Below are 20955 nucleotides of genomic sequence, written 5' to 3'. Positions count from 1 at the left end.
TCCTTATCTACTTACTTAATCGTTCATAATCAGGAATCTATGTCTGCTACGACTATCTGGTCGTCCCAAAACGAGATTAGCCAAAACTATTCCGAGCTGATCGGAAATATGCGACAATCCAACCCGGTCCATTTCAATATGTTCGGGGACCTGGTTGTCATGGATTACAAGAATGTCAAGCGGGTATTTTCAGATTCCGAAAATTTCAGGAATTTCGACTTTACCGAGCGATTCAGGATTGTATCGGCTATTGCGAACAATGATCCTGCCCTGCTGGAATTCGGCGAAAGCCTCCGGTACTGGCTTTTGTTTATGAATGGCGAGCGGCACGCTGAACACCGCCGTTTCGTAAATAAGAAGTTTTACGAAGCCGATTATGAAACAATAACACAGGAGGCAATTCGTGAGGTTTTGGAAACCTGTCGCGACCAGAAAGAAGCCGATCTGGTTGAAATCGCAAGAAAATTCAGCTTTCTGATTATCAGCAAAATCATCAACTTTGAAAGTTCTGATTACGATTTTATTCAGAAATTCTCCTACGTCATCACGCTGATATTTGAAAAAACACTTTCTGTAAAGGACTTACTGGAATGCGCCAGTATGTCGAGACAATTCAGCAGCTATCTCTCCCAAACACTCAGCCGCCACGAAAAAGACCTGACCCGCAGCCTTTTGGTGGAAATGAATGAGATAATGGGCTCTTCGCGCATTCACGAGTTGATCGGTACCTGGGAATTTCTGGTGAATGCAGCCACTGAAACTACCACCCTCCTGCTAACCAGGAGCATTGCCACATTAATCGACAACAAAGACAAGCCAATTAACTGGAATTCACATACGGAATGTGCGATAGCGGTGGAAGAGCTGATTCGTTTCGTCAGTCCCGTCAACTGGATTCCGCGGCAAATTCACCAATCGATAGAGTTTGAAGGTCTGGCATTGAAAAAAGGCAAGACAGTGCTCGTGGGAATTGCTTCCGCCAATCGTGACCCTTCTGTTTTTCAGGATCCTGATACATTTATGCCCGCCCGCAAACCCAATCCTCACATCGGCTTTGGCTTCGGTATACACCATTGCGTCGGCGCGCGACTTTCACGATTTGAAATGCAAAAGTTTTTACCGGCGTTTATGTCAGCCTTCCCAGATATCCGGCTACACCCTGAGAAACCCTGTGAATGGGACTCCAAAGTATTTTTCCGGGGGCACAAAAGTTTGCCCGTATTGTTAAGATAAGGGCATAATGATCAAGTTTACAGACTTTTCTTACTTCCTCCTTCTGTTGCTGATCGTCCCGGCATATTACGTGACGCCCAACACCCGCAAATGGATCCTGCTACTTGCGTTGAGTATCCTTTTCAATATCAGCTGGAGTGGCTGGTATGTACTTGTCTGGGTTGTACTTGTTACGATCTGCTACTTCGCGGGAAAATACCTGGCAGATCCGGTGCATTCCAAACAGCGGCGAAAAACGGTTTTAACTTTTTCCGTAATCGTTTGCCTCTCGCCGCTGCTCTTTTTTAAATACCTGATCCCGGTTAGCAGCTCGTATTCCGCAGTTGCCCTCAACTGGCTTGCACCGATTGGCATTTCCTACTACACCTTTCTGATCATCGGCTATCTGACTGATATTCAAAGAAAGTACATCAAACCCGAGCAACACTGGGGATACCTCGCATTGTATCTGGGCTTTTTTCCGACGATACTGGCCGGCCCGCTGGAACGTGCGCGGCAATTGCTGCCACAACTCCGAAACCCGGTCAGCTACCAGCCAGACAATATCAAAGCAGGCATTTACTTTATTATCTGGGGTTTATTCAAGAAAATTGTACTGGCTGCGCGGTTAGCTGAACTGACTGATCCTGTTTTCGATAAGCCTGAAAATTTCACCGGATTTTCTGTAATGCTCGCCATTCTGTTGTTTTCAGTGCAGCTATACTGCGATTTTTCGGGCTACTGCGACATAGCAATGGGCTCTGCCAGACTGCTTGGTATCCGGCTCAGCAAAAATTTTGCAAACCGCTATTACTTCACCCCGTCACGTACCGAATCATGGAATCTCTGGAACATCTCGGTGACTTCCTGGTTCCGTGATTACGTGTTTTTCAACATCAGCAAGGGCGTTACCAATCCGGCAAGACTGGAATTCAACCGCCTGTTGACCTTCATTATCACCGGTTTGTGGCACGGGCCGAGCTGGTCATTTGTGATATGGGGCGCATTGCAATGGGCGTACATCAACTTTGAAATGCGGACGAGGCTTTTCTGGCAAAAATTCTATTCAAAGCTGGGGTTTCAGATCGGCTCCTCGTCGCACAATTTCTGGCGGATCATCGTCAGGCTGCTAACCGGCACGCTGATCATGGGCTGGTTCAGGGCGGCAGAACTAAGTGCAGGATTACGGTTGTACAAAAGCATGTTTGGGCTTTCTTCCGGTACCATGTCGCTGATAAACCCCGCTTTCCTGCTAACCCTCGCTTTATTTCTGGTTATGGATTATTTCAATTATCAAATGGGTGAGAAAGAGGATATTGCTTCTTACCTAATGAAGAGAAACACTGCAAAACGAAGGGTTTCCTTGCTTTTACTTACCCAGATCATCCTGATATTCGGAAGACCCTACGTAGCCAATTTTTACTATATTCAATTCTGATTCGCCGTGTACAAAGTGTTAAAAATATCGGGGCAAAATGCTTAGTACAATTGTTAAATGGTTGCTGGTAATTATTGGAATCAAACTCCTTGCAGTTTTAATAACCAGCCCATTCACCCCTGATCCAAGAAGAAACCTGGCTATCAGAGAAGAAATGTACCGCAAGTTCAATCCAAATGCCGTTTTCATTGGGACCAGCCGCACTTTATACGCATTTGATTCACAACTTTTCGACTCATTAAACCAAAATAAAACCCGCAGCTATAACATGGGACTTTTCAGTCTGCCAGCTTCCCAGGCTTTTGATATTGCTGATCGGATTATTGAAAACGATACTGCTGTTAAGAACATTTTTATAGAGCTAAGTGCCCTGGATTACAACACGATACTTTTAAGCCCCGATCGCGTTTTTGCTGATTTCGTATTCAGGACAAAGGTGATGGCCGGCTGCTCCACCGTCGAGTTTTCGGACAAAATAAAGAGCTTCCTATTTGGCTTAAATACATCGCTATTTCAAACGCTTTCCATTGCACCGCAGATTGTTACGATCAAAAAAGCAATGCACACCTCATCAGATCCGATCGAAGGTACGCCTTGGTTACGTGCCGACGGGCATCAGCCAGTCAACATGGGAGGTACTAACCAGATTGCTTATCTACATAGAACCAAGAAGTCGACCTCGCAAATAATGGCTGTGAAACAAGCCGAAGAGGCCAATGAATACTATATTGATCAGATCAAGCTGCTTATTTCCAGCGCAAGTCAACGAAACAAGAAGGTTATGTTTTACTTTCCAAATAACCTCTCACATACTGAGTTTCTTATTCTTTCACAGGTTGCTCCTTACATTCCGGAGGATAACCTGATCCGTTTGCCTGTTGATTCCCGGTTCGAATCCCTTTTTGATCCGGGCAATTCATTTGACGCACACCATCTAAATCAGCGAGGGGCGAAGATTTACACGCAATTTTTGCACGAGGAGTATTCAAAAAAATTAAAAACCACTGTCCGTTAGTACCTGATGCTTGTTTTCGCCATCCTAGCATACCTCCTGGCAAACCTCGGCATTGGCCTCTGGGCTTCGCGGCGCATTGCTACCACGCAGGATTTTGTGCTGGCAGGCAGGCGGCTACCGCTGGTGCTGGCGGCTTCGGCTACATTCGCGACCTGGTTTGGCTCCGAGACAATCATGGGTGCGCCGAATGAATTTGTGAAACACGGGTTTTTGGGAGTGATTGAAGACCCTTTCGGCGCGGCGCTTTGCCTGTTGCTGGTCGGGCTGTTCTTTGCGAGGCGGTTTTATGAAATGAACATTATCACGTTCTGTGATTTTTTCAAAATCCGCTATGGACGGAAAGCTGAGCTTTTATCCGCCATTCTGATCATCCCTTCGTATTTCAGCTGGATTGCCGCGCAATTGCTGGCTATGGGGTTTGTACTGAATGTAGTACTCGGCTGGCCGCTCAGCACCTGCATTATCGGCAGCTCCATTGTCGTGATCATTTATACGATCTGGGGCGGGATGTGGTCGGTCTCCATTACCGACTTTTTTCAAACGATCATGATTATTGTCGGACTGATCGCAGTGGCTGTGGTGCTTTACCAAAAGGTTGGCGGTTTTCAGCCGCTGATCAATGCTGCCCCTGATGATTTTTTCCGGCTGTATCCTGAATTTACATTCAAAGGCTACGTGGAATACTTCGCTGCCTGGATTACGATCGGGCTGGGCTCAGTTCCGCAGCAGGATGTTTTTCAAAGGGTTATGTCGGCAAAAACGGCGAAAATTTCCGTGCAGGCTACGCTCCTTTCTTCGCTGATGTACATGACTGTCGCATTGATCCCGCTCTTTATTGGTCTTTGCGGCAACTACCTTTATCCCGGAGGCGACACAAATGACCAGCTGGTTATTCCCAAAATGGTATTGAAACACATGGGATTACCTTTGCAAATTATGTTCTTCGGCGCATTGGTTTCGGCTATTCTGAGTACCACAAGCAGCGCGATCATGGCACCGGCGGTGGTATTGGGAGAGAACATTTTTAAATTTTTCAGGCCGGAACTGACGGACAAAGAGCTGCTCAGGATTATCCGCGTGGGCATTGTCGTGATCACTTTCATTTGCATTTTCCTGGCAGTTACCCGCGAAAGTATCTTCGAGCTTGTGGCTGAATCTTCTGCTTTTAGCCTCGTTTGCCTGTTTGTTCCACTGGCAGCGGGCGTTTACTGGAAAGCTACCAATGAAACCGGCTGCCTGCTTAGTATGATTTTGGGACTTGTCACCTGGCTCGGGTGTGAATATGCGGGTACCGAATACCCCACGCTGATTTACGGCCTGCTCGCAAGTCTGGGCGGAATGATTTTGGGTATAATCCTTTCCCGGGTATACCCAAAATCAACTCCTGTCCGCATTAAATAATGAACTTGGCCACGCCACCGTCCACTTTCAGCGCCGATCCGTTTGTACCGGAAGATAATGGACTTGCCACGTAGGTAACCAGATTGGCAATCTCCTCTACGGACGCAAATCTTTGCAACAGAGATGTTGGCCGCGCCGTTTTAAAGAAATCCTTTTCCGCTTCCTCAAACGACTGATTATTAGCCGCACCAAGTTGTTTCACAAAATCAGCTACACCTTCGGATTTTGTAGGTCCTGGCATTACGGTATTAACAGTCACGTCGGTACCTTTTGTCAGCTCAGCCAATCCGCGGCTTACACCTAGCTGGGCTGTTTTTGTAGTCCCGTAATGGATCATTTCTTCCGGAATATTCACCGCCGATTCACTGGAAATGAAAATAATGCGGCCCCAGTTTTTTGCAAGCATCTTAGGAAGAAAGTGGCGGGATAACCTTACGCCGCTCATTACATTTACCTCGAAAAACTTAAACCATTCTTCGTCCGTAATATCGGTAAATGGTTTTGGTTCAAAAATCCCTGCATTGTTCACCAGAATGTCAATTTCAGGCAGCTTTTCCAGCAAAACTTTCACATCCTCTGCCTTGGAAAAATCGGCTGCAATGCCGGAGATAGCTGCACCGGGAATTGCCTGCTGCAACCTGGCAACAGCTTCATTTACTTTATTTTCTGATCTTCCATTGAGAATCACGCTCGCACCTTCTTTCGCCAGGCTACGCGCGATTGCCAATCCTATTCCCTGCGTTGAGCCACTTACAAACGCGGTTTTTCCATTCAGTTGTAAATCCATAATTTTTTGATATAATTCAAAGAAAATTGCTCCTGACCAGCGCCTTTCTGACGCGGCTGCATGTACGGAGGCGATCTGATAACAAGCTATATCCCGAAAACATCCACGTATGAGAACACTTTATCTCTTTGCTTTTTTGCTAAGCCAGGCGGTTTGCTTTGCGCAGGGACCAAGGATTCTGATCGTCACCGCACATCCTGACGATGAAACCATGTTCCCCGTCACCATCTTCAAAACCACCCGCGAGCTAAAAGGTTCTGCCGATCTCGCATTGATTACAGACGCTTCCGGCGGCTACAATGGGCTTGTGGCTTCCAGTTATTATGGATTAAATATGGTCGATTCGGCTACCGGGAGAAAACATTTGCCGCTGATCCGGAAAAAGGAAATAATGGCCTCGGGCGAGATCCTGGGTATCGGGAATTTCTTCTTCTTTGACCAGCGCGACGATTACTATAACCGGGATGAAAAACCTTATCTCGAAGGTAAAAACTGGGATATTAAATACATTGAAAAGAAGCTCGACCAGATCCTGGCGCAGGGTAACTACGATTTCGTTTTCTGCCTCATTCCGCACGAGGGGCAGCACGCGCACCACAAAACCGCTTCTATCAGCGCAATCCGTGCAGTTCAGCGATTTAAGGGAGCCAAAAAGCCCGTTGTGCTGGGCGGACAGGCGCAGAACAAAGGATATACATTTAAATTTTCAGGACTGGCCGGCTATCCCGAGACAAACATCTCTGCCGCTGCACCTGTGTTTGAATTTGACAGGTCGGCAGGATTTGGAGAAGACAATAAGCACAGCTATATGATCGTGGCTGATTGGGTGAAAGCCGCGCATAAGTCGCAGAGCGGCGATATGAACCAGGCAATGCACCGCGGCGACCTGGAAACGTTCTGGTATTTCTCGCTGAATGGTGACGCAGGAATTCAGAAAACGAAAGCCTTTTTTGACACAATCAACAATTCTGGATTTTCAAAAAAATAGCTTATTTGCTCCGCATTGACATAAATAAGGAGCTTCCAAATGGCGCTTTTCGCAGCAATGCAGATTCTGCTTTAGTAACTGTCCGAAGAATTGAATTGATCACATCGCCGGGATACTTCACGTCGGAATCAACCTCATCGACATTAATTGCATTCGATTTGATCTGGTACTTCTGCCACTGGCGGACTGCCAGAATGGGAAGCGAGAGCAGAAAAGGCCAGTAAGTATGATGTTCGATTTTCAGCCCGGCTGCCTGGCTGTATTTGTCAAAATCGGCAATCGTAAACCGGCGCTGGCTTCCTACTGCCAGATCGTGAATGCCCGAAAAAGCTTCAAATGCGTGGATATTGATCAGTATCAGTCCATTTGCCCGCAGCCGCGATTTGAAATGCTGCAATGCACTGACAATTTCCTGATCGGTTAAAAAATAAAGCGCATCGTTGCAGCAGATTACGTCGAAGGTCTGGCCGGGTTTGAATGCTTCCACGTTTTTCAGATCCCCGAATGTTACATTCAGCTTCCGCTCGCCGGCAAAGTCGATCGCGTGTTGCGAGTAGTCAAATCCGGTCAGGTTATGATAACCATTTTCCTGCAAAAAGGACAGCAGTCCGCCAGTACCACAAGCCGCATCGAGTATCTGAATGGACTTTTTTTCTTTGCCAAAATGCTTTTTGATCTGACTTAAAACGCGCCCGTGCAAGATCTGGTACCACCACAGCTGCTTCTCAACTTCATACATGCGCTGGTATTCCAGGCGGTTATCGATCATACCGGCTCTTCGCTGTTATATTTGATTACATACTGAGGCTGGCCGCTTTGCGCCATGAAACTCTTGCCAATATATTCTCCCAAAACACTTAAAAGCGTGCATTGTATCCCGCCTATGAATATGAAAGTTGCGGTTACTACCTGCCAGCCTTTCGGGTCGGGCCCGATCAGCCACTGAATAGTGAGAAAAAGCAAAAGAAAAGAGCCCAATGCGAATAAACCGAGCCCGATCGGCATAAAAAGGCGGATAGGAAGGGACGAATAGCAGAACAGGATGTTCAGGAAAAGTGAAATGAGTTTTTGCCAGTTGTAATTGGAAACTCCTTCTTCCCGCTTCAAATGGGCTACTTGTACGGTACCAATGTTTCTGGTAATCCTGAAAATCAATCCGTCAATGTAGGGATACGGTCCCTGGTATTTGATGATTTCGCGCACTACCTCCCTGCGGATCAGCTTGAAGCTCGACAGGTAAAGATCCTTGGGTTTGTTGAGGAGGTAGCTTGTAAGCCAGTTTACAAACCTGCTACCCAGGTTGCGGCTCATGGAATGCTGTTTTTTGGAATAATAGGTATAAACAACATCGTGCCGCCCGTTTTCCGCTACTTCTATCAACCTGAGAATTTCTTCCGGCGGGTTCTGAAAATCGTCGTCGATCATCACACAATATTCACCGTAAGCCCAGTTGAGCCCGCACATCACCGCATTGAACTCCCCGTAATTACGGCGGAGCGAAATGAAACGCACATTCTTAAATGCATCTGCAATTTGCAGGCAGACCGCCTCTGAATTGTCGCGGCTGCAATCATTGACCAATACGATTTCAAAAGTGACATCGGATAGTGCCTGTTGTAATTTTTCCACCAGCGGTCTCAGGGTCTTCTCGCTGTTGTATACTGGAATAATAACAGACAATTTCATGAATGAATAGCGAATTGATTGACGGTTTCGATGATGTAAGTAACCTCGTCCTCTCTCAAAACGGGGTTAAGCGGCAGGCTGATTACCTCGCGGTGAATTTGCTCGGTAATGGGAAAACTCAGTTCGTTTAAAGATGCATAAGCCTGCTGCTTATGGATCGGTAAAGGATAATGAACGTTGGTCTGTATATTTTTTGAGTCCAGATATGAAATCAATGCCACGCGTTGCGGGTGGCGCACCACAAACAAATGCCATGAATCTTCCAGAATGCGGTCGGCTGGCGGCAGGGTAAGTCCTTCCAGGTTGATCTCTTCCAGGTACCTCTTGGAGATCTGACGTCTGGTAGTATTTTCTGCATCCAGGTAAGGCAGCTTCACATTGAGGATCGCAGCCTGAATTTCGTCAAGCCGGCTATTCACGCCCTGGTAATCATTTTTGTAACGTTGCAAAGAACCGTAATTACGCAGGTACCTGATCTTTTCAGCAAGTTCCGCATCGGATGTAACCACCGCGCCTGCGTCGCCCAATGCACCCAGATTTTTAGTAGGATAAAAGCTAAATGCAGTTGCATGCGCAATTCCGCCTGATTTTTTATCCTGGTAATAAGTACCGTGTGCCTGCGCGGCATCCGTGATCACTTTTAAAGTGTACTTGTCGGCCAGCTGCATGATCTGGTCCATTTCGCAGCTTCTTCCGTATAAATCGACGGTAATAATCGCCTTTGTGTCAGAAGTAATTGCAGCTTCTATCAGCGTGGGATCGAGCAGCATTGTGTTCCAGTCGGGCTCTACGAAAACAGGTTTCAGGTGAAGATAACTGAGTGGCAATACCGACGCGATGTAAGTATTGGCCGGCACGATCACTTCGCTTCCAGGCGGGAAGTCGAAGGCTTTTAAAATCAGGGTAATTGCATCCAGTCCATTTGCTACGCCCACACAGTGCTGTGCTTCGCAATAACCCGCGAAAGCTTCTTCAAATGCTTTAAGCTCATTTCCCAGAATATACCAGCCAGACCTGATGACGCGCAAGGAAGCTTCTTCAATTGCCTTCAGGTAAGGCGCATTGACCAGGTTTAAGTCCAGGAAAGGGATCATTGCGTGAGCAGCTGTTTCAGAGCGTAAGGCTCGTCGATGTAATCCGCCTTGTCGTAATACTCATTGGAAAGTACCAGCAGAATCGCATCAGCAGAAAAGTTATCCATGGTATGCCAGTCGCGAGGTTCCAGGATCAGGCAGGATGCAGGATTGTCCAGAGTGAAATATTCTTCCGTCTCGCCGTTGTTGGAATACACCCGGCAGCTTCCGTGGATGCAGATCAATGCATTCCAGGTTTTATGGTGCCTGTGCCCGCCGCGCGATGCGTCGCCGGTTCCATAGATATAAAACACGCGCTTGATTGTCCCGGGAATAAGCTTTTCAAAGACGGTCAGGTTACCCGAGTCAGTATTAAAGGTATCTAAAGTAATTAATAGCGGCATATATAATACCCTGTTAAGAAGCGGCTTGCGCCATTTGCGTTGTATAGCTGAAACCTGGACCAAAGCTCATGCTTCCTTGAAAATACATAAATATTCCCGACATAAAAAAGACGGTGAGTGAGCGGCCTCTATGGATTATTTTATAACTATTTGGTTTCAAGTCACAAATCGTGAAAGATCGGACACTATTAAGAAATTGTTAATCAAACATTTACGAAAACAAATACTTGAAAGCTTACCTGAAAAAATTCCAGCCAAACACATGATCCAGGTACATTAAAACTTTAACAGGAAGCGGTTCCAGCCAAAGAATCCTGTTGTATCCCATGTAAAACACCTGTAAATGAGTAACACAGACAACAGCAGCAAAGAACAGAATCACCCGTAGTGAGTGCACGGAAGCGGTTTGATGCAGGATAAAAAAGGATAGTAAAACAAACGGGAAACCGTAGGCCAATGCCCGATCCAGATCGTGGACGTAAATGCCGGTAGCAACCAGCACCGCAAAGCCGATCGTCAATGCGGCGATCAGCCAATAGCGCCGGGTCAGCCACAATGCAAGCAATGCAGCCAGCATAATCAGCCAGGTACCTTCAAAAGTAGCCCAGATACTACTACCCAGTCCATTCCTGTGTGCATTGGCAAACAGCACAGGCGTGCCGATGGTAGAATAGCTGTGATTAGGGAAATATTCGGCTTGCACATAAAACCGGATCGTAAAATACACAGCCCACGAAACCCACATCACCAGGCTCTGACCTGTAAATACGCGCCGCACAAGCCCGGAAAAGCTGAAATCGTTCAGTTGGTACGCCTGGATCACCATCCAGAAAAGCAGCAGGTACCCGCCCGCAACTACTGCCCGCTCGTCGGTAAAGAATGCCGCCTGAAGACTCAGGAAAATAACAATTGGATTTCGGCTCAGCAATGCAGCCAGGAGGAAATAGTAGGCAAATCCGTCGCCATACCCGTGTACATCGGCAAATGCCCAGACACTCACAAACGTATTGGCAATAGCAAGAATGGAAAGCCCGGTAAGTGCCTTGTCTGCACAAACTGAGTAGATATAGTCCCCGATCCTTTTCAGGAACAAAACCCCGAGTACCGCCTGAATAGATAGTATGATGAGGATATTACCGTTTGTTAAAAACGATAGTAGCGGCAGGGTCCAGCGGAAAATCATGTTTTCCCGCCTCACATCGTAATCCATATCCTTTGGATGCAGCAGGTCTTGTGCCTGGTTGTGGATAAAAACCCAGGCGTCGAGCTTGGTCCCACCGTCACGGAAATGATCAATCAGAAGTGTATAAGGCGGAAAAGCCAGGAACAGCGCCAATGCGACAGAAGCAAATGTGACTTTCCACAACCAGCTACTACCCGACAGCCGTAGTTCAATCCACGCAAAAAACGACTTGTAGAAGTTCTCGAAAAGCATTGAGGCTAAAATGTATACCGGCTCAAAGATACGTTGATTGAAATCTCACTTCCAACTGGCCTCGATCCGGCTGCCCTCCTCACTTTCAATGATCCTCAGGTAGGTCTGAATTTCCTGCTGTAAATCCTCCACGTGGCTGATGATACCAACAATGCGATTTTCCTTGCGCAGCGACTTCAAAGTCTCAAAAACGGTTTGCAATGCATTCTTATCGAGTGAGCCGAACCCTTCGTCCAGAAAGAAAAAGTTATGGGTCGATTCATTCCGGATATGGATATGGTCTGCCAGCGCGAGCGCAAGTGAGAGTGCAGCCTGGAATTTCTGTCCGCCCGAAAGCGTTTTCAGCAGCCGCAAATGTCCGCCATTCAACAAATCCCTGATCCAGAAACTGTTACCTTCGCCGAGTTCCAGGTGCAGCTGCTGGTGCGTCATCTGGTGAAAACGGGTGTTGGCCGCCTGAATGAGATTTTTGAGGTAAATACTGGAAGCATAATCTACAAACCCGCTGGAACGGAACAGTTTTGCCAGATCATCCAAATGCTCTTTTCTGAGCTTTAATCGCGCTTTTTCCTTTTCCAGTAGCTGCTTTTGGGCAAGGTCTTTTTCCATTTTCCCGAGCAACCTATCAATTCCGCCTTCTTCTTTTTGGTGCGCATTCAGGCTGGCGGTTAATGTTTGTTTAGCAAGAACTGCGGCTTCGTGCTGTTCTGCATTGTATTGCTGGCCGGTATTTTCCTGTAAAAGCTGCTGCAAATCGCGGCTCGTGCTTTCCAGGGCAAACCTGAAAGTTTCGATTGCTTTCCGCTCTGCATCAATATGGAGTGGGTTCTTCAATATGGTTTCAACCTGCAACTCCGAATCAAATTCATACTTCGCGAGTTGCAAATCAATGTTATGCTGGGTTTCGCCGAGATCTTTCTGATAGGTATCCAATGCAGCTTGTAAAGTCGCCTGGCTGCCTGCGAGCACATTTTTCTCGGTTTCAAGTGTATCGAGCTGTTTTTCGGTTTGTTCAAAAAGCGTAACAATCTCTTTATAGCTCGACTTTAATGCGTTGATCTTCTCCGAAATCCTTGGCTCCGGCTCGTTTTTGAAATCAGCCGGCTTTACTTTTTCAAGCTGTTCAGTTAATGTGAGCACCGTATTTTCGAGCCTGAGTATTTCGTCTTTCAGAACTTGCAGCGGTTGTTCTATCTTTTCCGTTTTCTCCTGAACTTCCGCATCAAGCTGCATTCCCAGCTTTTTGATAGCTGCTTCCGCTTCCCGGATCAGTTGCTGGTTTTGGGTTACTGTTTCAAAATATTTGTCAAAACCTTCCCGGTCTGCTTTGTCAAATCTCGCCCACACAAACAGCTGCTCGTGTTCCTCAATCCTGTTCTTTGCCTGAACCCAGCGTTCTTTAATAGAAGATTTCTGCTTTTCGAGCTGATCGATCTGGTTAAACAGCTTTTCGATTGAAAGTTGTACTTTCCGGATCGAGCGATCTTTTGCATCCAGCTGCGCGACACTTTTTTCAACGGCCCCGATTTCCGCTTCAAGCGACTGGTCCGCGTGCAGTACCGACGGGTGGTGCGCCGAGCCGCAAAGCGGACATGGTTCCCCGTCTTCCAAAGCCCCGGCATACTGTTGTAATGCAAGTTGCGTATTGATTTTCAGGAGTTGCGCCGACCATACTTTCCGGCCTGCTTCATTGCTAGTAAAAAATTCCTGAACTGCATTCTGAAATACTTCAATTCCTTGTTCTGCCGGCAAATCCGGAATGAATGCGGCTCTTACATGTTGCAGCTGCGCATTCAAATCAGCTTGCAGTGCTTCAATTTCCGTTTTCAGATCATCCGCTTCCTTTTTAACAGCCTGCCTGTTTTCCAGCAAATTATCCGCAGTTGCAAACCAGGATTTCACCAGGCTTAATTCCTGAACATCAGTCACCTGCGCCTTCCTTGCTTCATTTTCACTCTCGCTCTGCGCCTTTTTAAGCCTGAGCTGTTCAATGCTCCGCTCCTTTGCTTTCAACTGCTCCTCTCCCCGCCCCAGCGCCTCTTTCCGCTTTTCCATTGCAGCGGTATTTTCCAGAATGCGGATCACTTTCTCCAATTCTTCGGCAGTATCCAGCAACTCCTCGCGCTTCTCGTAATGTGGTTTCAGCTCATTCAGGGTATCTTTTTGTGTTTTTATCAAAACAGATAGCTCCTTGCTCCTCAGCTGATTATTCAAAAACTGCTTTTCATCCCGCCCGGTATCTGCCGCCAGTTTTCTTTTTTGGTCAAAAAGTGATTTGAAATGGAGGGAACAGATTTCGTAGATGCGCATTGCTTCTTCCCGGAGCTGCATTCCGGGAGCCTGCAATTCAAGTTCTGTTTTTTGTTTCCGGAGTAAATCAATCTTTTCCGCAGTAGATTTTAATCTTTGAAAAAGACTTTCAAGTTCGGTTTGAAGCAATAATTCAGCTGTGACCTTTCTTATTTCTTCTTTTACCAATTCCCGCTTCTTCTGTTCTTCATCAATCATCTCCTGGGTTACTTCGCCCACTCCGGTGAGTTGCCCGTCGATGTTAGATAATGCGATGTCATTCTGTTTGCTGAGCGAACCTACATTCCGGCTCAGGTCGTACTTTTCGAGCTGAAAAAGCTCCTTCATCATCCGCGTCCGCTCCGCATCCCGGAGCTCAATAAACTCCTGAAAACGTCCCTGCGGAATGATGATCGTGCGCCGGAAATTGTCATAACTCAGACCAATAATATCCTCGGCAGACTCATTTTCAGGTAGCGGCACCCAGTTTTCATCCGACCAGATATATGCTCTTCTTTCAAAAGTCTTTACTTCTTTAAAGTTCTTCGTATTTCTTTTTCCACGAACTGTAAATCTGTAACGGTCACCTTTCTTCCCTGCAATGCATTCAAAATCGATCAGCAGCTCGTCCGACCGCAGGTTCATCATATTGTAAGTCCGGTCGTCGCCCGACTTATTCAGCCGCTCGGTATCTCCGTACAATGCAAAAGTGATCGCTTCCAGGATCGAAGATTTCCCGCTCCCCACTGCACCAAAAATGCCGAACAAGGAAGCGTCTGTCAAAGGATCGAAATCAATTTCCTGCTCGCTCTGGTAAGAATATAAGCCTTTTATTTTGAGGTATTTGGGGATCATTTTTGGCTATCGGCCTTCGGCAGTCGGCCGTCGGCCTTTGTTGAAATAAATGTCATTGTATGAAACTTCGGCTTTCGGATGTCAGCTGTCGGCCTTTTTTGCTTGATTACTGGAAATAGTCGATTACAAAATAGAATTGCGTTCGGGATTTGATGTCAATAACTGCGCAAAAGCCGATTGCCGATTGCTGACAGCCGATGGCCCCCCTATATTCCCGCCAGCAAATCATCCAGATATTCCCGGTCGTTACTTAATCTCGGCACTTTGTTCTGGCCGCCAAGTTTCTGGCGCTTGCCCATCCAGGTGTAGAAGGTACCCGCAGGTACGAAGTGGATTACGGGCGGCAGAAGCGCCATATCCTTGTATCTTTTGGCGTCGTAATCGGAGTTAACCTCGCGCAATGCATTGTCCAGCTCCTCTCTGAAAAGCTGTTCGTTTTCAGGTGTTTTGGTGAATTCGATGATCCATTCGTGGCTACCACGAGAGCCGTCGCCCATATATACCGGGCCGGCGGTGTAGTTAGCTACCAGACAATCTGCCTTCTGCGCCGCTACTTTAATCGCGTGGTCTGCATTTTCAACAATTACTTCCTCGCCAAATGCATTGATAAAATGCTTGGTGCGCCCGCTGACTTTGAGCCTAAATGGATAAACCGAGGTAAATTTCACAGTATCCCCGATCAGGTAGCGCCACAATCCAGCATTGGTCGAAATCACCATTGCATAGTTTTTCCCCACTTCCACTTCGCTGAGCAGCAATGCTTTCGGATATTTTTTACCAACTTCTTCTACCGGAATGAATTCATAAAAAATACCGTAATCGAGCATCAGCAGCATTTCTCCTACCCTATTCACATCATCCTGAATCGCAAAAAAACCTTCCGAGGCACTGTAAGTTTCGAGGTATAAAACCTGGTCCGACGGGAAGTACTTGGTCATGAAAAGCTCGCGGTAAGGCTCGAACGAAACTGCTCCGTGTACAAAAACTTCAAAGTCAGGCCAGACTTCGAGCATATTTTTCTTACCCGTCAGTTCAAGTATCTGATCCAAAAGCACGATGGTCCAGGTAGGTACGCCCAGTATGCTCGTCACGTTTTCCTGCGAGCAAATGGAAGCCATTTTTTCGAGTTTGTTTTCCCAATGATCCATCAATGCGACTTCGAGCGGCGGGGTACGCATAAATTCTGCCCACGAAGGCAGGTTTTGCATGATCACGGCTGAAACGTCGCCCACCTGGGTATAATCATCAAATGGATTGGCGTGCAGCGTACCTCCGATAGATAAACCTTTTCCGTCGAAAACACGCGTATCGGGGCGGTTGTTGATGAGCAGTGTCATCATATCCTTCCCACCTTCATAATGGCATTCTTCTAATGCCTCCGGCGATACCGGAAGATATTTGCTTCTCGCATTGGTGGTACCGGACGATTTTGAAAACCACTCGATTTGTGAGGGCCACATGACATTCGGCTCGCCTTTGAGTACGCGCTCGATATAGGGATAAAGGTCCTCGTAAGTAGATACCGGCACCTGTTCCTGGAATTCCCTGACTGTTTTGATCTGGCTGTAATTGTACCTGCTTCCCCACTCCGTATATCGCGCAGTTTCAATCAATTCCGAAAAGATGCGCTGCTGAGTTTCAATGGGATATTTCATAAACTGCTCTATTCTCTCAAAGCGACGCTTTAAGAACCAGACAGTCATATCGTTAACCAGCTTCATTGTATTTACTCAGTTTGAAGTGCCAGATGCAAGACCGTAAAAATAGCAATAAAAAATGGTGGGAGAACAGTTTTTAAAGCTGTTTCCCACCATTCTGTTCCTGAGAATTTTATGATCTGGTGCTGAATTTCCGGTAGATAAAAAGAAGCAAAACTGCGCCTAAAATGGCAATGAAAAGGCTCCCAAAATTAAATCCGTCAACTGTTCCGTAACCCAGCATAGATGAAATCCAGCCTCCGACCACGGCACCCGCAATACCTATCAATATTGTTACAATAAAACCGCCCGGATCTTTTCCCGGATGAAGCGCCTTTGCAATTGCGCCGGCAACCAGGCCGACGATGATCCATGTTAAAACTCCCATAATGCTTAGTTTAGATTAGATGAATGTGATTACATTCCTGTTCTCAAAAACTATGCCCTGTCGGAATCATTTATCATAAAACATATTGCTGCCACCCGCTTTCTTTATCACTGAGGAAGTAATTTCCTGACTTCCTTCTTCCTTCAAAGTACGCGCGCCACGTCCCTGACGCACCACCCGGCTTCCTGTAATCTTGAATAAAGCCTCACCGAGCAAAGGATCACGCGGATCTCCATAGGGATAGAGGATATTCCCCTCACTGGCTGCGATCTCAGGCACGAAGCCCGTGTTGTAGTCAGATTTCTTGTCTTTGTTCAGCGACTTGGAAACAATGGGTTGCAGGCCCCATTTAATTCCTTTATCCTCTCCTGTCAATGTTACCGAGCCCACGTTTTTGCCGACTGTCCTGGTACCCACAAGGGTAACATTCATGTAAGGTTTTAATCCATTGATCAGCAACTCACTGGCCGAAGCAGAACGGGAGGAAACCAGAAAAACAAGATTGTTCAGGTTACCGCCGATATTTTGTGTTTTGGTAATAAACTTATCGTAAAAGTAGCTGTCACCAAATTTCTTGCGGTTGGTCTCCGTCACCTCGTCGTTGTATTCTTTATAGTAAAAAATATCATTGGAAGTACCTTTCACGATCAGACTCGCGAGGTTGGTAGCAGAACTCACATAACCACCCGGATTGTACCTCAGATCGACCACCAATGCATTTACATTATTCCGCTGAAAGGTTGTAAAGATATTATCAAGCTTTTTATCGTATTGCCCGTTAGTTGTTTTATAAGGCTGCGGAATAAACTGATGGTAAACTACATAGCCGATTTTATTGGGTCCGTAGGTGAATATTGTGTCAAAAAACACGGGATCTTCCTGCAAGACGACTGGCGCGATTTCCCTGCTTGTGGTTGTTTCTTCCAGCGTGGCACCATTAATTTTTGCCAGTTTGAATGTCTTTTTATCCTCGGTATTCAATAGCTGGCTGTAATTGCTGCCGGTCAGCTTCTGATCATTTACATTATTGAAAATATCCCCCCGCACAAATCCGGCTTTATCGGCTGGTGAATCGGGGATTACGTACAATACAATTCCGATTACATTGGTGGAGCCGCTCGGAAAATACACCAGCTTGTACTCCATTCCCGTGGTTTTAGACTCGCCTGCCAGGGAAGCCTGCAATTCATCTGCACTTTCCTGTATCCACGAAAAGCGATCGCCATCGGGCCGGGTATTGGCGTCGAATTTATACAGTAAGGATTCGAAAAAATCGTCAGGCTTTTGGGTATAATCCGGTGAAGCGGGAATGTGGTCGTTCCAGTAGTACCAGTATTTCATGTTGGCGTAAATCCATTCATTGGTCTGCTTGTCATCGGCAGGATCTACATTCTTTTCATGACATGCATTCAGGAAAAAGGCTGTCAGCAACAGCAGGAGGAGGTACTTTGTTTTCATAATGGCAGGTTAAATGCTAGAAAAACCTCGTCAATAATATCGCAAGCCTGGTTCATTTGTTCTTCGTTGATCACCAGCGGCGGCGCAAACCGGATTTTGTTTCCGTGGGTCGGTTTGCAGAGCAGCCCTTTTTCCATCAATTTATAACAAAGCTCCATTCCGGTAGCACTTTCTTCGCCATCATTAATCACGATCGCATTCAAAAGTCCTTTTCCTCTAACGAATTCAATCAGAGAACATTGCTTTTGTAAATCCAGCATCCTGTTTCTGAAAAGCTGACCCATTTTCTCTGCATTATCTGCCAGATTTTCGTTTTCAACAACCTGCAAAGCGGCAATGGTCACAGCACACGCGAGCGGGTTACCGCCATAAGTAGAACCGTGCTCGCCCGGCGCGATCGTGAGCATAACTTCATCATTGGCAAATGCAGCCGAAACCGGCATTACGCCACCGGAAAGTGCTTTTCCCAAAATCAGAATATCGGGTTCCACGTTTTCCCAGTCACAAGCCAATCGCTTCCCTGTTCGCCCGATGCCGGTTTGTACTTCGTCAGCAATAAACAGCACATTGTATTTTGTACATAAATCACGTACTCCTTTGAGATAACCCGCTTTTGGCACTACCACTCCGGCTTCACCTTGAATGGGCTCGACCATGAAACCGGCTACATTGGGGTCGGATTTGAAAATAGCTTCCAATGCATTCAGATCGTCATACGGAATGATTTTATAGCCAGGCAAAAACGGACCATAATCATTTGTGCTGGAAGGATCGGTTGAAGATGAAATAGCAGCCAGCGTGCGGCCCCAGAAGTTGCCGGAAGCATACACGGTCTTAGCTTTCCCAGGTTCGATACCTTTTACTTTATAAGCCCATTTACGCGTTAGTTTCAATGCTGTTTCGCCGCCTTCCACGCCTGAGTTCATCATCAAAACCTTATCATACCCGAAGTACTCGCACAGGTATTTCTCGCATTCTCCTAATTTATCGTTGTAAAAAGCGCGTGAAGTCAGCGTCAGCTTTTGCGCTTGTTCAATCATTGCATTGATAATGTGCGGGTGACAATGCCCCTGGCTCACGGCACTATACGCAGAAAGGAAATCTAGGTACAGCCTGCCTTCCACGTCCCATACATATACCCCGGAACCTCTTTCGAGTACAACAGGCATCGGTTTGTAGTTATGCGCGCCGTAACGGTATTCCAGCTGAATCGCATTTTCAGACGCATTCATCGTCACAGTGTCAGTATAGTCAGGCATTTCGGGTTCTGTTTTGAAAAGGTTAAGTATGTAAAAATAGCGAAAAGCATTGAGGGAATTCATTCAATCTGCCGTAGCTTTGCAAACATAATCTCAAAGGGGTGCCCTACCTGACGGGCTGAGATCATACCCATAAAACCTGATCCGGGTAATGCCGGCGTAGGAAGAGAAAGCTGGAATAATCCATTGCTGTTTCTATTTTACTTATTGTTTAAAATCAAGATAGGTGGCCCCTGCCTGTTGTAACTATTTATCTCGCAATGCGAAACGTTACTACCTATCTGCTCGCGCTGGTTTTCAGCCTGGCTTTCTGTGCCAATACCTTTGCTCAGCGCACCATTTCCGGTCGCGTTACCGATTTCGAAGATGGAAAACCACTTCCCGGCGCCACCATCAAAGCTTCCGAAATCCGCGGTACCAACTCGGACCAGAATGGAAACTTTACACTCCGGAATATCTCGGATAATCTGGCCCAAATAGAAGTTTCCTACATTGGTTACCAAACCATTCAAATTCCTTTAAACGGACAAAATCAACTCGAAATTAAACTTACCCGAAGCAGCTACCAGGCTGATGAAGTGGTGATCAATGCGACCCGGGTGAATGAGAAAAGTGCGATGGCATTTACAAATGTGAGTGCCGCGGCGATTGACAAACAAAACCTCGGTCAGGACTTACCCGTGCTCCTCAACTTCACACCTTCACTGGTGAGTACAAGCGACGCAGGCGCAGGTGTGGGCTACACCGGGATCCGGATACGTGGTTCCGATGCGACACGCATTAATGTGACTGTGAATGGGATACCTTATAATGATGCCGAAAGCCAGGGTGTTTTCTGGGTGAATATGCCGGATTTTGCATCGTCGGTGAGCAGCATTCAGATCCAGCGCGGCGTGGGTACTTCTACGAATGGAGCCGCATCTTTCGGCGCGACGGTCAATATCAACACCAATGCATTGCGCAAGGAAGCTTATGCAGAGCTGAACAATGCTTACGGTTCTTTCAATACCTTCAAAAATACATTGAAAGTCGGTACGGGACTGATCAAAGACAAATTCACTTTTGACGCCCGCCTTTCCCGCGTTTCTTCCGATGGTTTCGTCGATCGTGCAGCTTCTGAGCTGCATTCGTATTATTTGTCGGGTGGTTATTTTGGCAAGAAAAGCTTTGTGCGCGTTAATGTATTTTCGGGAAAAGAGCGGACTTACCAGTCGTGGAACGGAGTACCGGAAGCTAAGCTGCGTGGCGATCGCGAGGGGATTTTAAGTTATATCGATAGAAATGGGTTGGACGAAGCAGATGCGCAAAACCTGCTGAATTCGGAAAACCGGACTTACAATTCATACACTTACAAAAACGAGGTCGATAACTACCGCCAGGATCACTACCAGATCGTTTCTTCGCACAATTTGAGTGACAAATGGAATTTCAACCTGAATGCATTTTTGGTAAGAGGCTTGGGGTATTATGAGCAATACCGGAAAGGCGATGATTATGCAAATTACAATTTACCCAATGTAATAATCGGCGCAGATACCCTGGAAAGCACCGATCTGATCCGCCGGCGTTT

The 20955-nt window shown here is 46.6% G+C and carries 17 protein-coding genes and 1 riboswitch; of the genes, 6 read left to right on the top strand and 11 right to left on the bottom strand.

Annotated features, from left to right (window positions below; genetic code table 11):
- Positions 1 to 39 precede the first annotated feature (39 nt).
- The 4 genes from ACTIE6_RS12290 to ACTIE6_RS12275 are packed head-to-tail and all read left to right on the top strand — an operon-like array spanning position 40 to position 5066.
- A complete protein-coding gene (locus ACTIE6_RS12290; protein ID WP_439556918.1) occupies positions 40 to 1233 on the top strand; it encodes a cytochrome P450 in 1194 nt (397 codons plus the stop codon).
- Between the two features lie 7 nt (positions 1234 to 1240).
- Positions 1241 to 2650: an MBOAT family O-acyltransferase gene (locus ACTIE6_RS12285; RefSeq protein WP_439556917.1), complete on the top strand. Its 1410-nt coding sequence runs from the start codon at positions 1241 to 1243 to the stop codon at positions 2648 to 2650.
- 37 nt (positions 2651 to 2687) lie between these two features.
- On the top strand, positions 2688 to 3665 hold the full coding sequence (locus ACTIE6_RS12280) for a hypothetical protein (RefSeq protein ID WP_439556916.1): 978 nt from the start codon (positions 2688 to 2690) through the stop codon (positions 3663 to 3665).
- 6 nt (positions 3666 to 3671) lie between these two features.
- Positions 3672 to 5066 (top strand): sodium:solute symporter family protein, encoded by a 1395-nt coding sequence (locus tag ACTIE6_RS12275; RefSeq protein WP_439556915.1) that lies wholly within the window; start codon positions 3672 to 3674, stop codon positions 5064 to 5066.
- On the opposite strand, the gene ACTIE6_RS12270 is transcribed toward ACTIE6_RS12275, so the two are convergent.
- Positions 5059 to 5853, bottom strand: a complete 795-nt coding sequence (locus tag ACTIE6_RS12270; protein WP_439556914.1) for an SDR family NAD(P)-dependent oxidoreductase — start codon at positions 5851 to 5853, stop codon at positions 5059 to 5061. The genes ACTIE6_RS12275 and ACTIE6_RS12270 overlap by 8 nt on opposite strands.
- A gap of 109 nt (positions 5854 to 5962) precedes the next feature.
- Here ACTIE6_RS12270 and ACTIE6_RS12265 point away from each other — a divergent pair, with 109 nt between their 5' ends.
- Positions 5963 to 6841: a PIG-L family deacetylase gene (locus ACTIE6_RS12265; protein ID WP_439556913.1), complete on the top strand. Its 879-nt coding sequence runs from the start codon at positions 5963 to 5965 to the stop codon at positions 6839 to 6841.
- A gap of 1 nt (position 6842) precedes the next feature.
- On the opposite strand, the gene ACTIE6_RS12260 is transcribed toward ACTIE6_RS12265, so the two are convergent.
- The 10 genes from ACTIE6_RS12260 to rocD all read right to left on the bottom strand — a co-directional run bounded on the left by ACTIE6_RS12260 (position 6843) and on the right by rocD (position 19385).
- Positions 6843 to 7610: a class I SAM-dependent methyltransferase gene (locus ACTIE6_RS12260; RefSeq protein ID WP_439556912.1), complete on the bottom strand. Its 768-nt coding sequence runs from the start codon at positions 7608 to 7610 to the stop codon at positions 6843 to 6845.
- Complete coding sequence (locus tag ACTIE6_RS12255) at positions 7607 to 8527, bottom strand: glycosyltransferase family 2 protein (RefSeq protein WP_439556911.1); 921 nt, start codon at positions 8525 to 8527, stop codon at positions 7607 to 7609. Before ACTIE6_RS12255 ends, ACTIE6_RS12260 begins: the two co-directional genes overlap by 4 nt.
- Complete coding sequence (locus tag ACTIE6_RS12250) at positions 8524 to 9621, bottom strand: DegT/DnrJ/EryC1/StrS family aminotransferase (RefSeq protein ID WP_439556910.1); 1098 nt, start codon at positions 9619 to 9621, stop codon at positions 8524 to 8526. The genes ACTIE6_RS12255 and ACTIE6_RS12250 overlap by 4 nt, the downstream gene beginning before the upstream one ends.
- A complete protein-coding gene (locus ACTIE6_RS12245) occupies positions 9618 to 10004 on the bottom strand; it encodes a sugar 3,4-ketoisomerase (RefSeq protein WP_439556909.1) in 387 nt (128 codons plus the stop codon). The genes ACTIE6_RS12250 and ACTIE6_RS12245 overlap by 4 nt, the downstream gene beginning before the upstream one ends.
- A gap of 235 nt (positions 10005 to 10239) precedes the next feature.
- The gene (locus tag ACTIE6_RS12240) at positions 10240 to 11439 is read right to left on the bottom strand and encodes a hypothetical protein (protein WP_439556908.1); all 1200 of its coding nucleotides are present in this window, start codon (positions 11437 to 11439) and stop codon (positions 10240 to 10242) included.
- 45 nt (positions 11440 to 11484) lie between these two features.
- The gene (locus ACTIE6_RS12235; protein WP_439556907.1) at positions 11485 to 14583 is read right to left on the bottom strand and encodes an AAA family ATPase; all 3099 of its coding nucleotides are present in this window, start codon (positions 14581 to 14583) and stop codon (positions 11485 to 11487) included.
- A gap of 206 nt (positions 14584 to 14789) precedes the next feature.
- Positions 14790 to 16304: a GH3 auxin-responsive promoter family protein gene (locus tag ACTIE6_RS12230; RefSeq protein ID WP_439556906.1), complete on the bottom strand. Its 1515-nt coding sequence runs from the start codon at positions 16302 to 16304 to the stop codon at positions 14790 to 14792.
- 109 nt (positions 16305 to 16413) lie between these two features.
- Positions 16414 to 16668 carry a GlsB/YeaQ/YmgE family stress response membrane protein gene (locus ACTIE6_RS12225; protein ID WP_439556905.1) on the bottom strand — a complete coding sequence of 85 codons (255 nt, stop codon included), beginning with the start codon at positions 16666 to 16668 and terminating at the stop codon, positions 16414 to 16416.
- 66 nt (positions 16669 to 16734) lie between these two features.
- Positions 16735 to 18126: a S41 family peptidase gene (locus tag ACTIE6_RS12220; RefSeq protein WP_439556904.1), complete on the bottom strand. Its 1392-nt coding sequence runs from the start codon at positions 18124 to 18126 to the stop codon at positions 16735 to 16737.
- Positions 18123 to 19385, bottom strand: coding sequence for an ornithine--oxo-acid transaminase (gene rocD, locus ACTIE6_RS12215; RefSeq protein ID WP_439556903.1), 1263 nt, complete (start codon positions 19383 to 19385; stop codon positions 18123 to 18125). Before rocD ends, ACTIE6_RS12220 begins: the two co-directional genes overlap by 4 nt.
- Before the next feature lie 87 nt (positions 19386 to 19472).
- Positions 19473 to 19568, top strand: a riboswitch (TPP riboswitch).
- A 77-nt stretch (positions 19569 to 19645) separates the two neighbouring features.
- Between rocD and ACTIE6_RS12210 the strand changes: the two genes are divergently transcribed.
- On the top strand, positions 19646 to 20955 hold a 1310-nt coding region (locus ACTIE6_RS12210; protein ID WP_439556902.1), incomplete at its 3' end, for a carboxypeptidase-like regulatory domain-containing protein.

Origin of the sequence: Dyadobacter sp., assembly GCF_051859145.1 — a bacterium.
GTDB lineage: Bacteria > Bacteroidota > Bacteroidia > Cytophagales > Spirosomataceae > Dyadobacter.
The sequence above is the reverse complement of the archived record's forward strand: the minus strand, read 5'-3'. Positions and strand labels throughout refer to the sequence as shown.

Excerpts from the sequence above, each read along its gene's own strand:
- ACTIE6_RS12290 (WP_439556918.1), top strand. The coding sequence starts at position 40 with ATGTCTGCTACGACTATCTGGTCGTCCCAAAACGAGATTAGCCAAAAC.
- ACTIE6_RS12285 (WP_439556917.1), top strand. The coding sequence starts at position 1,241 with ATGATCAAGTTTACAGACTTTTCTTACTTCCTCCTTCTGTTGCTGATC.
- ACTIE6_RS12280 (WP_439556916.1), top strand. The coding sequence starts at position 2,688 with ATGCTTAGTACAATTGTTAAATGGTTGCTGGTAATTATTGGAATCAAA.
- ACTIE6_RS12275 (WP_439556915.1), top strand. The coding sequence starts at position 3,672 with ATGCTTGTTTTCGCCATCCTAGCATACCTCCTGGCAAACCTCGGCATT.
- ACTIE6_RS12270 (WP_439556914.1), bottom strand. The coding sequence starts at position 5,853 with ATGGATTTACAACTGAATGGAAAAACCGCGTTTGTAAGTGGCTCAACG.
- ACTIE6_RS12265 (WP_439556913.1), top strand. The coding sequence starts at position 5,963 with ATGAGAACACTTTATCTCTTTGCTTTTTTGCTAAGCCAGGCGGTTTGC.
- ACTIE6_RS12260 (WP_439556912.1), bottom strand. The coding sequence starts at position 7,610 with ATGATCGATAACCGCCTGGAATACCAGCGCATGTATGAAGTTGAGAAG.
- ACTIE6_RS12255 (WP_439556911.1), bottom strand. The coding sequence starts at position 8,527 with ATGAAATTGTCTGTTATTATTCCAGTATACAACAGCGAGAAGACCCTG.
- ACTIE6_RS12250 (WP_439556910.1), bottom strand. The coding sequence starts at position 9,621 with ATGATCCCTTTCCTGGACTTAAACCTGGTCAATGCGCCTTACCTGAAG.
- ACTIE6_RS12245 (WP_439556909.1), bottom strand. The coding sequence starts at position 10,004 with ATGCCGCTATTAATTACTTTAGATACCTTTAATACTGACTCGGGTAAC.
- ACTIE6_RS12240 (WP_439556908.1), bottom strand. The coding sequence starts at position 11,439 with ATGCTTTTCGAGAACTTCTACAAGTCGTTTTTTGCGTGGATTGAACTA.
- ACTIE6_RS12235 (WP_439556907.1), bottom strand. The coding sequence starts at position 14,583 with ATGATCCCCAAATACCTCAAAATAAAAGGCTTATATTCTTACCAGAGC.
- ACTIE6_RS12230 (WP_439556906.1), bottom strand. The coding sequence starts at position 16,304 with ATGAAGCTGGTTAACGATATGACTGTCTGGTTCTTAAAGCGTCGCTTT.
- ACTIE6_RS12225 (WP_439556905.1), bottom strand. The coding sequence starts at position 16,668 with ATGGGAGTTTTAACATGGATCATCGTCGGCCTGGTTGCCGGCGCAATT.
- ACTIE6_RS12220 (WP_439556904.1), bottom strand. The coding sequence starts at position 18,126 with ATGAAAACAAAGTACCTCCTCCTGCTGTTGCTGACAGCCTTTTTCCTG.
- rocD (WP_439556903.1), bottom strand. The coding sequence starts at position 19,385 with ATGCCTGACTATACTGACACTGTGACGATGAATGCGTCTGAAAATGCG.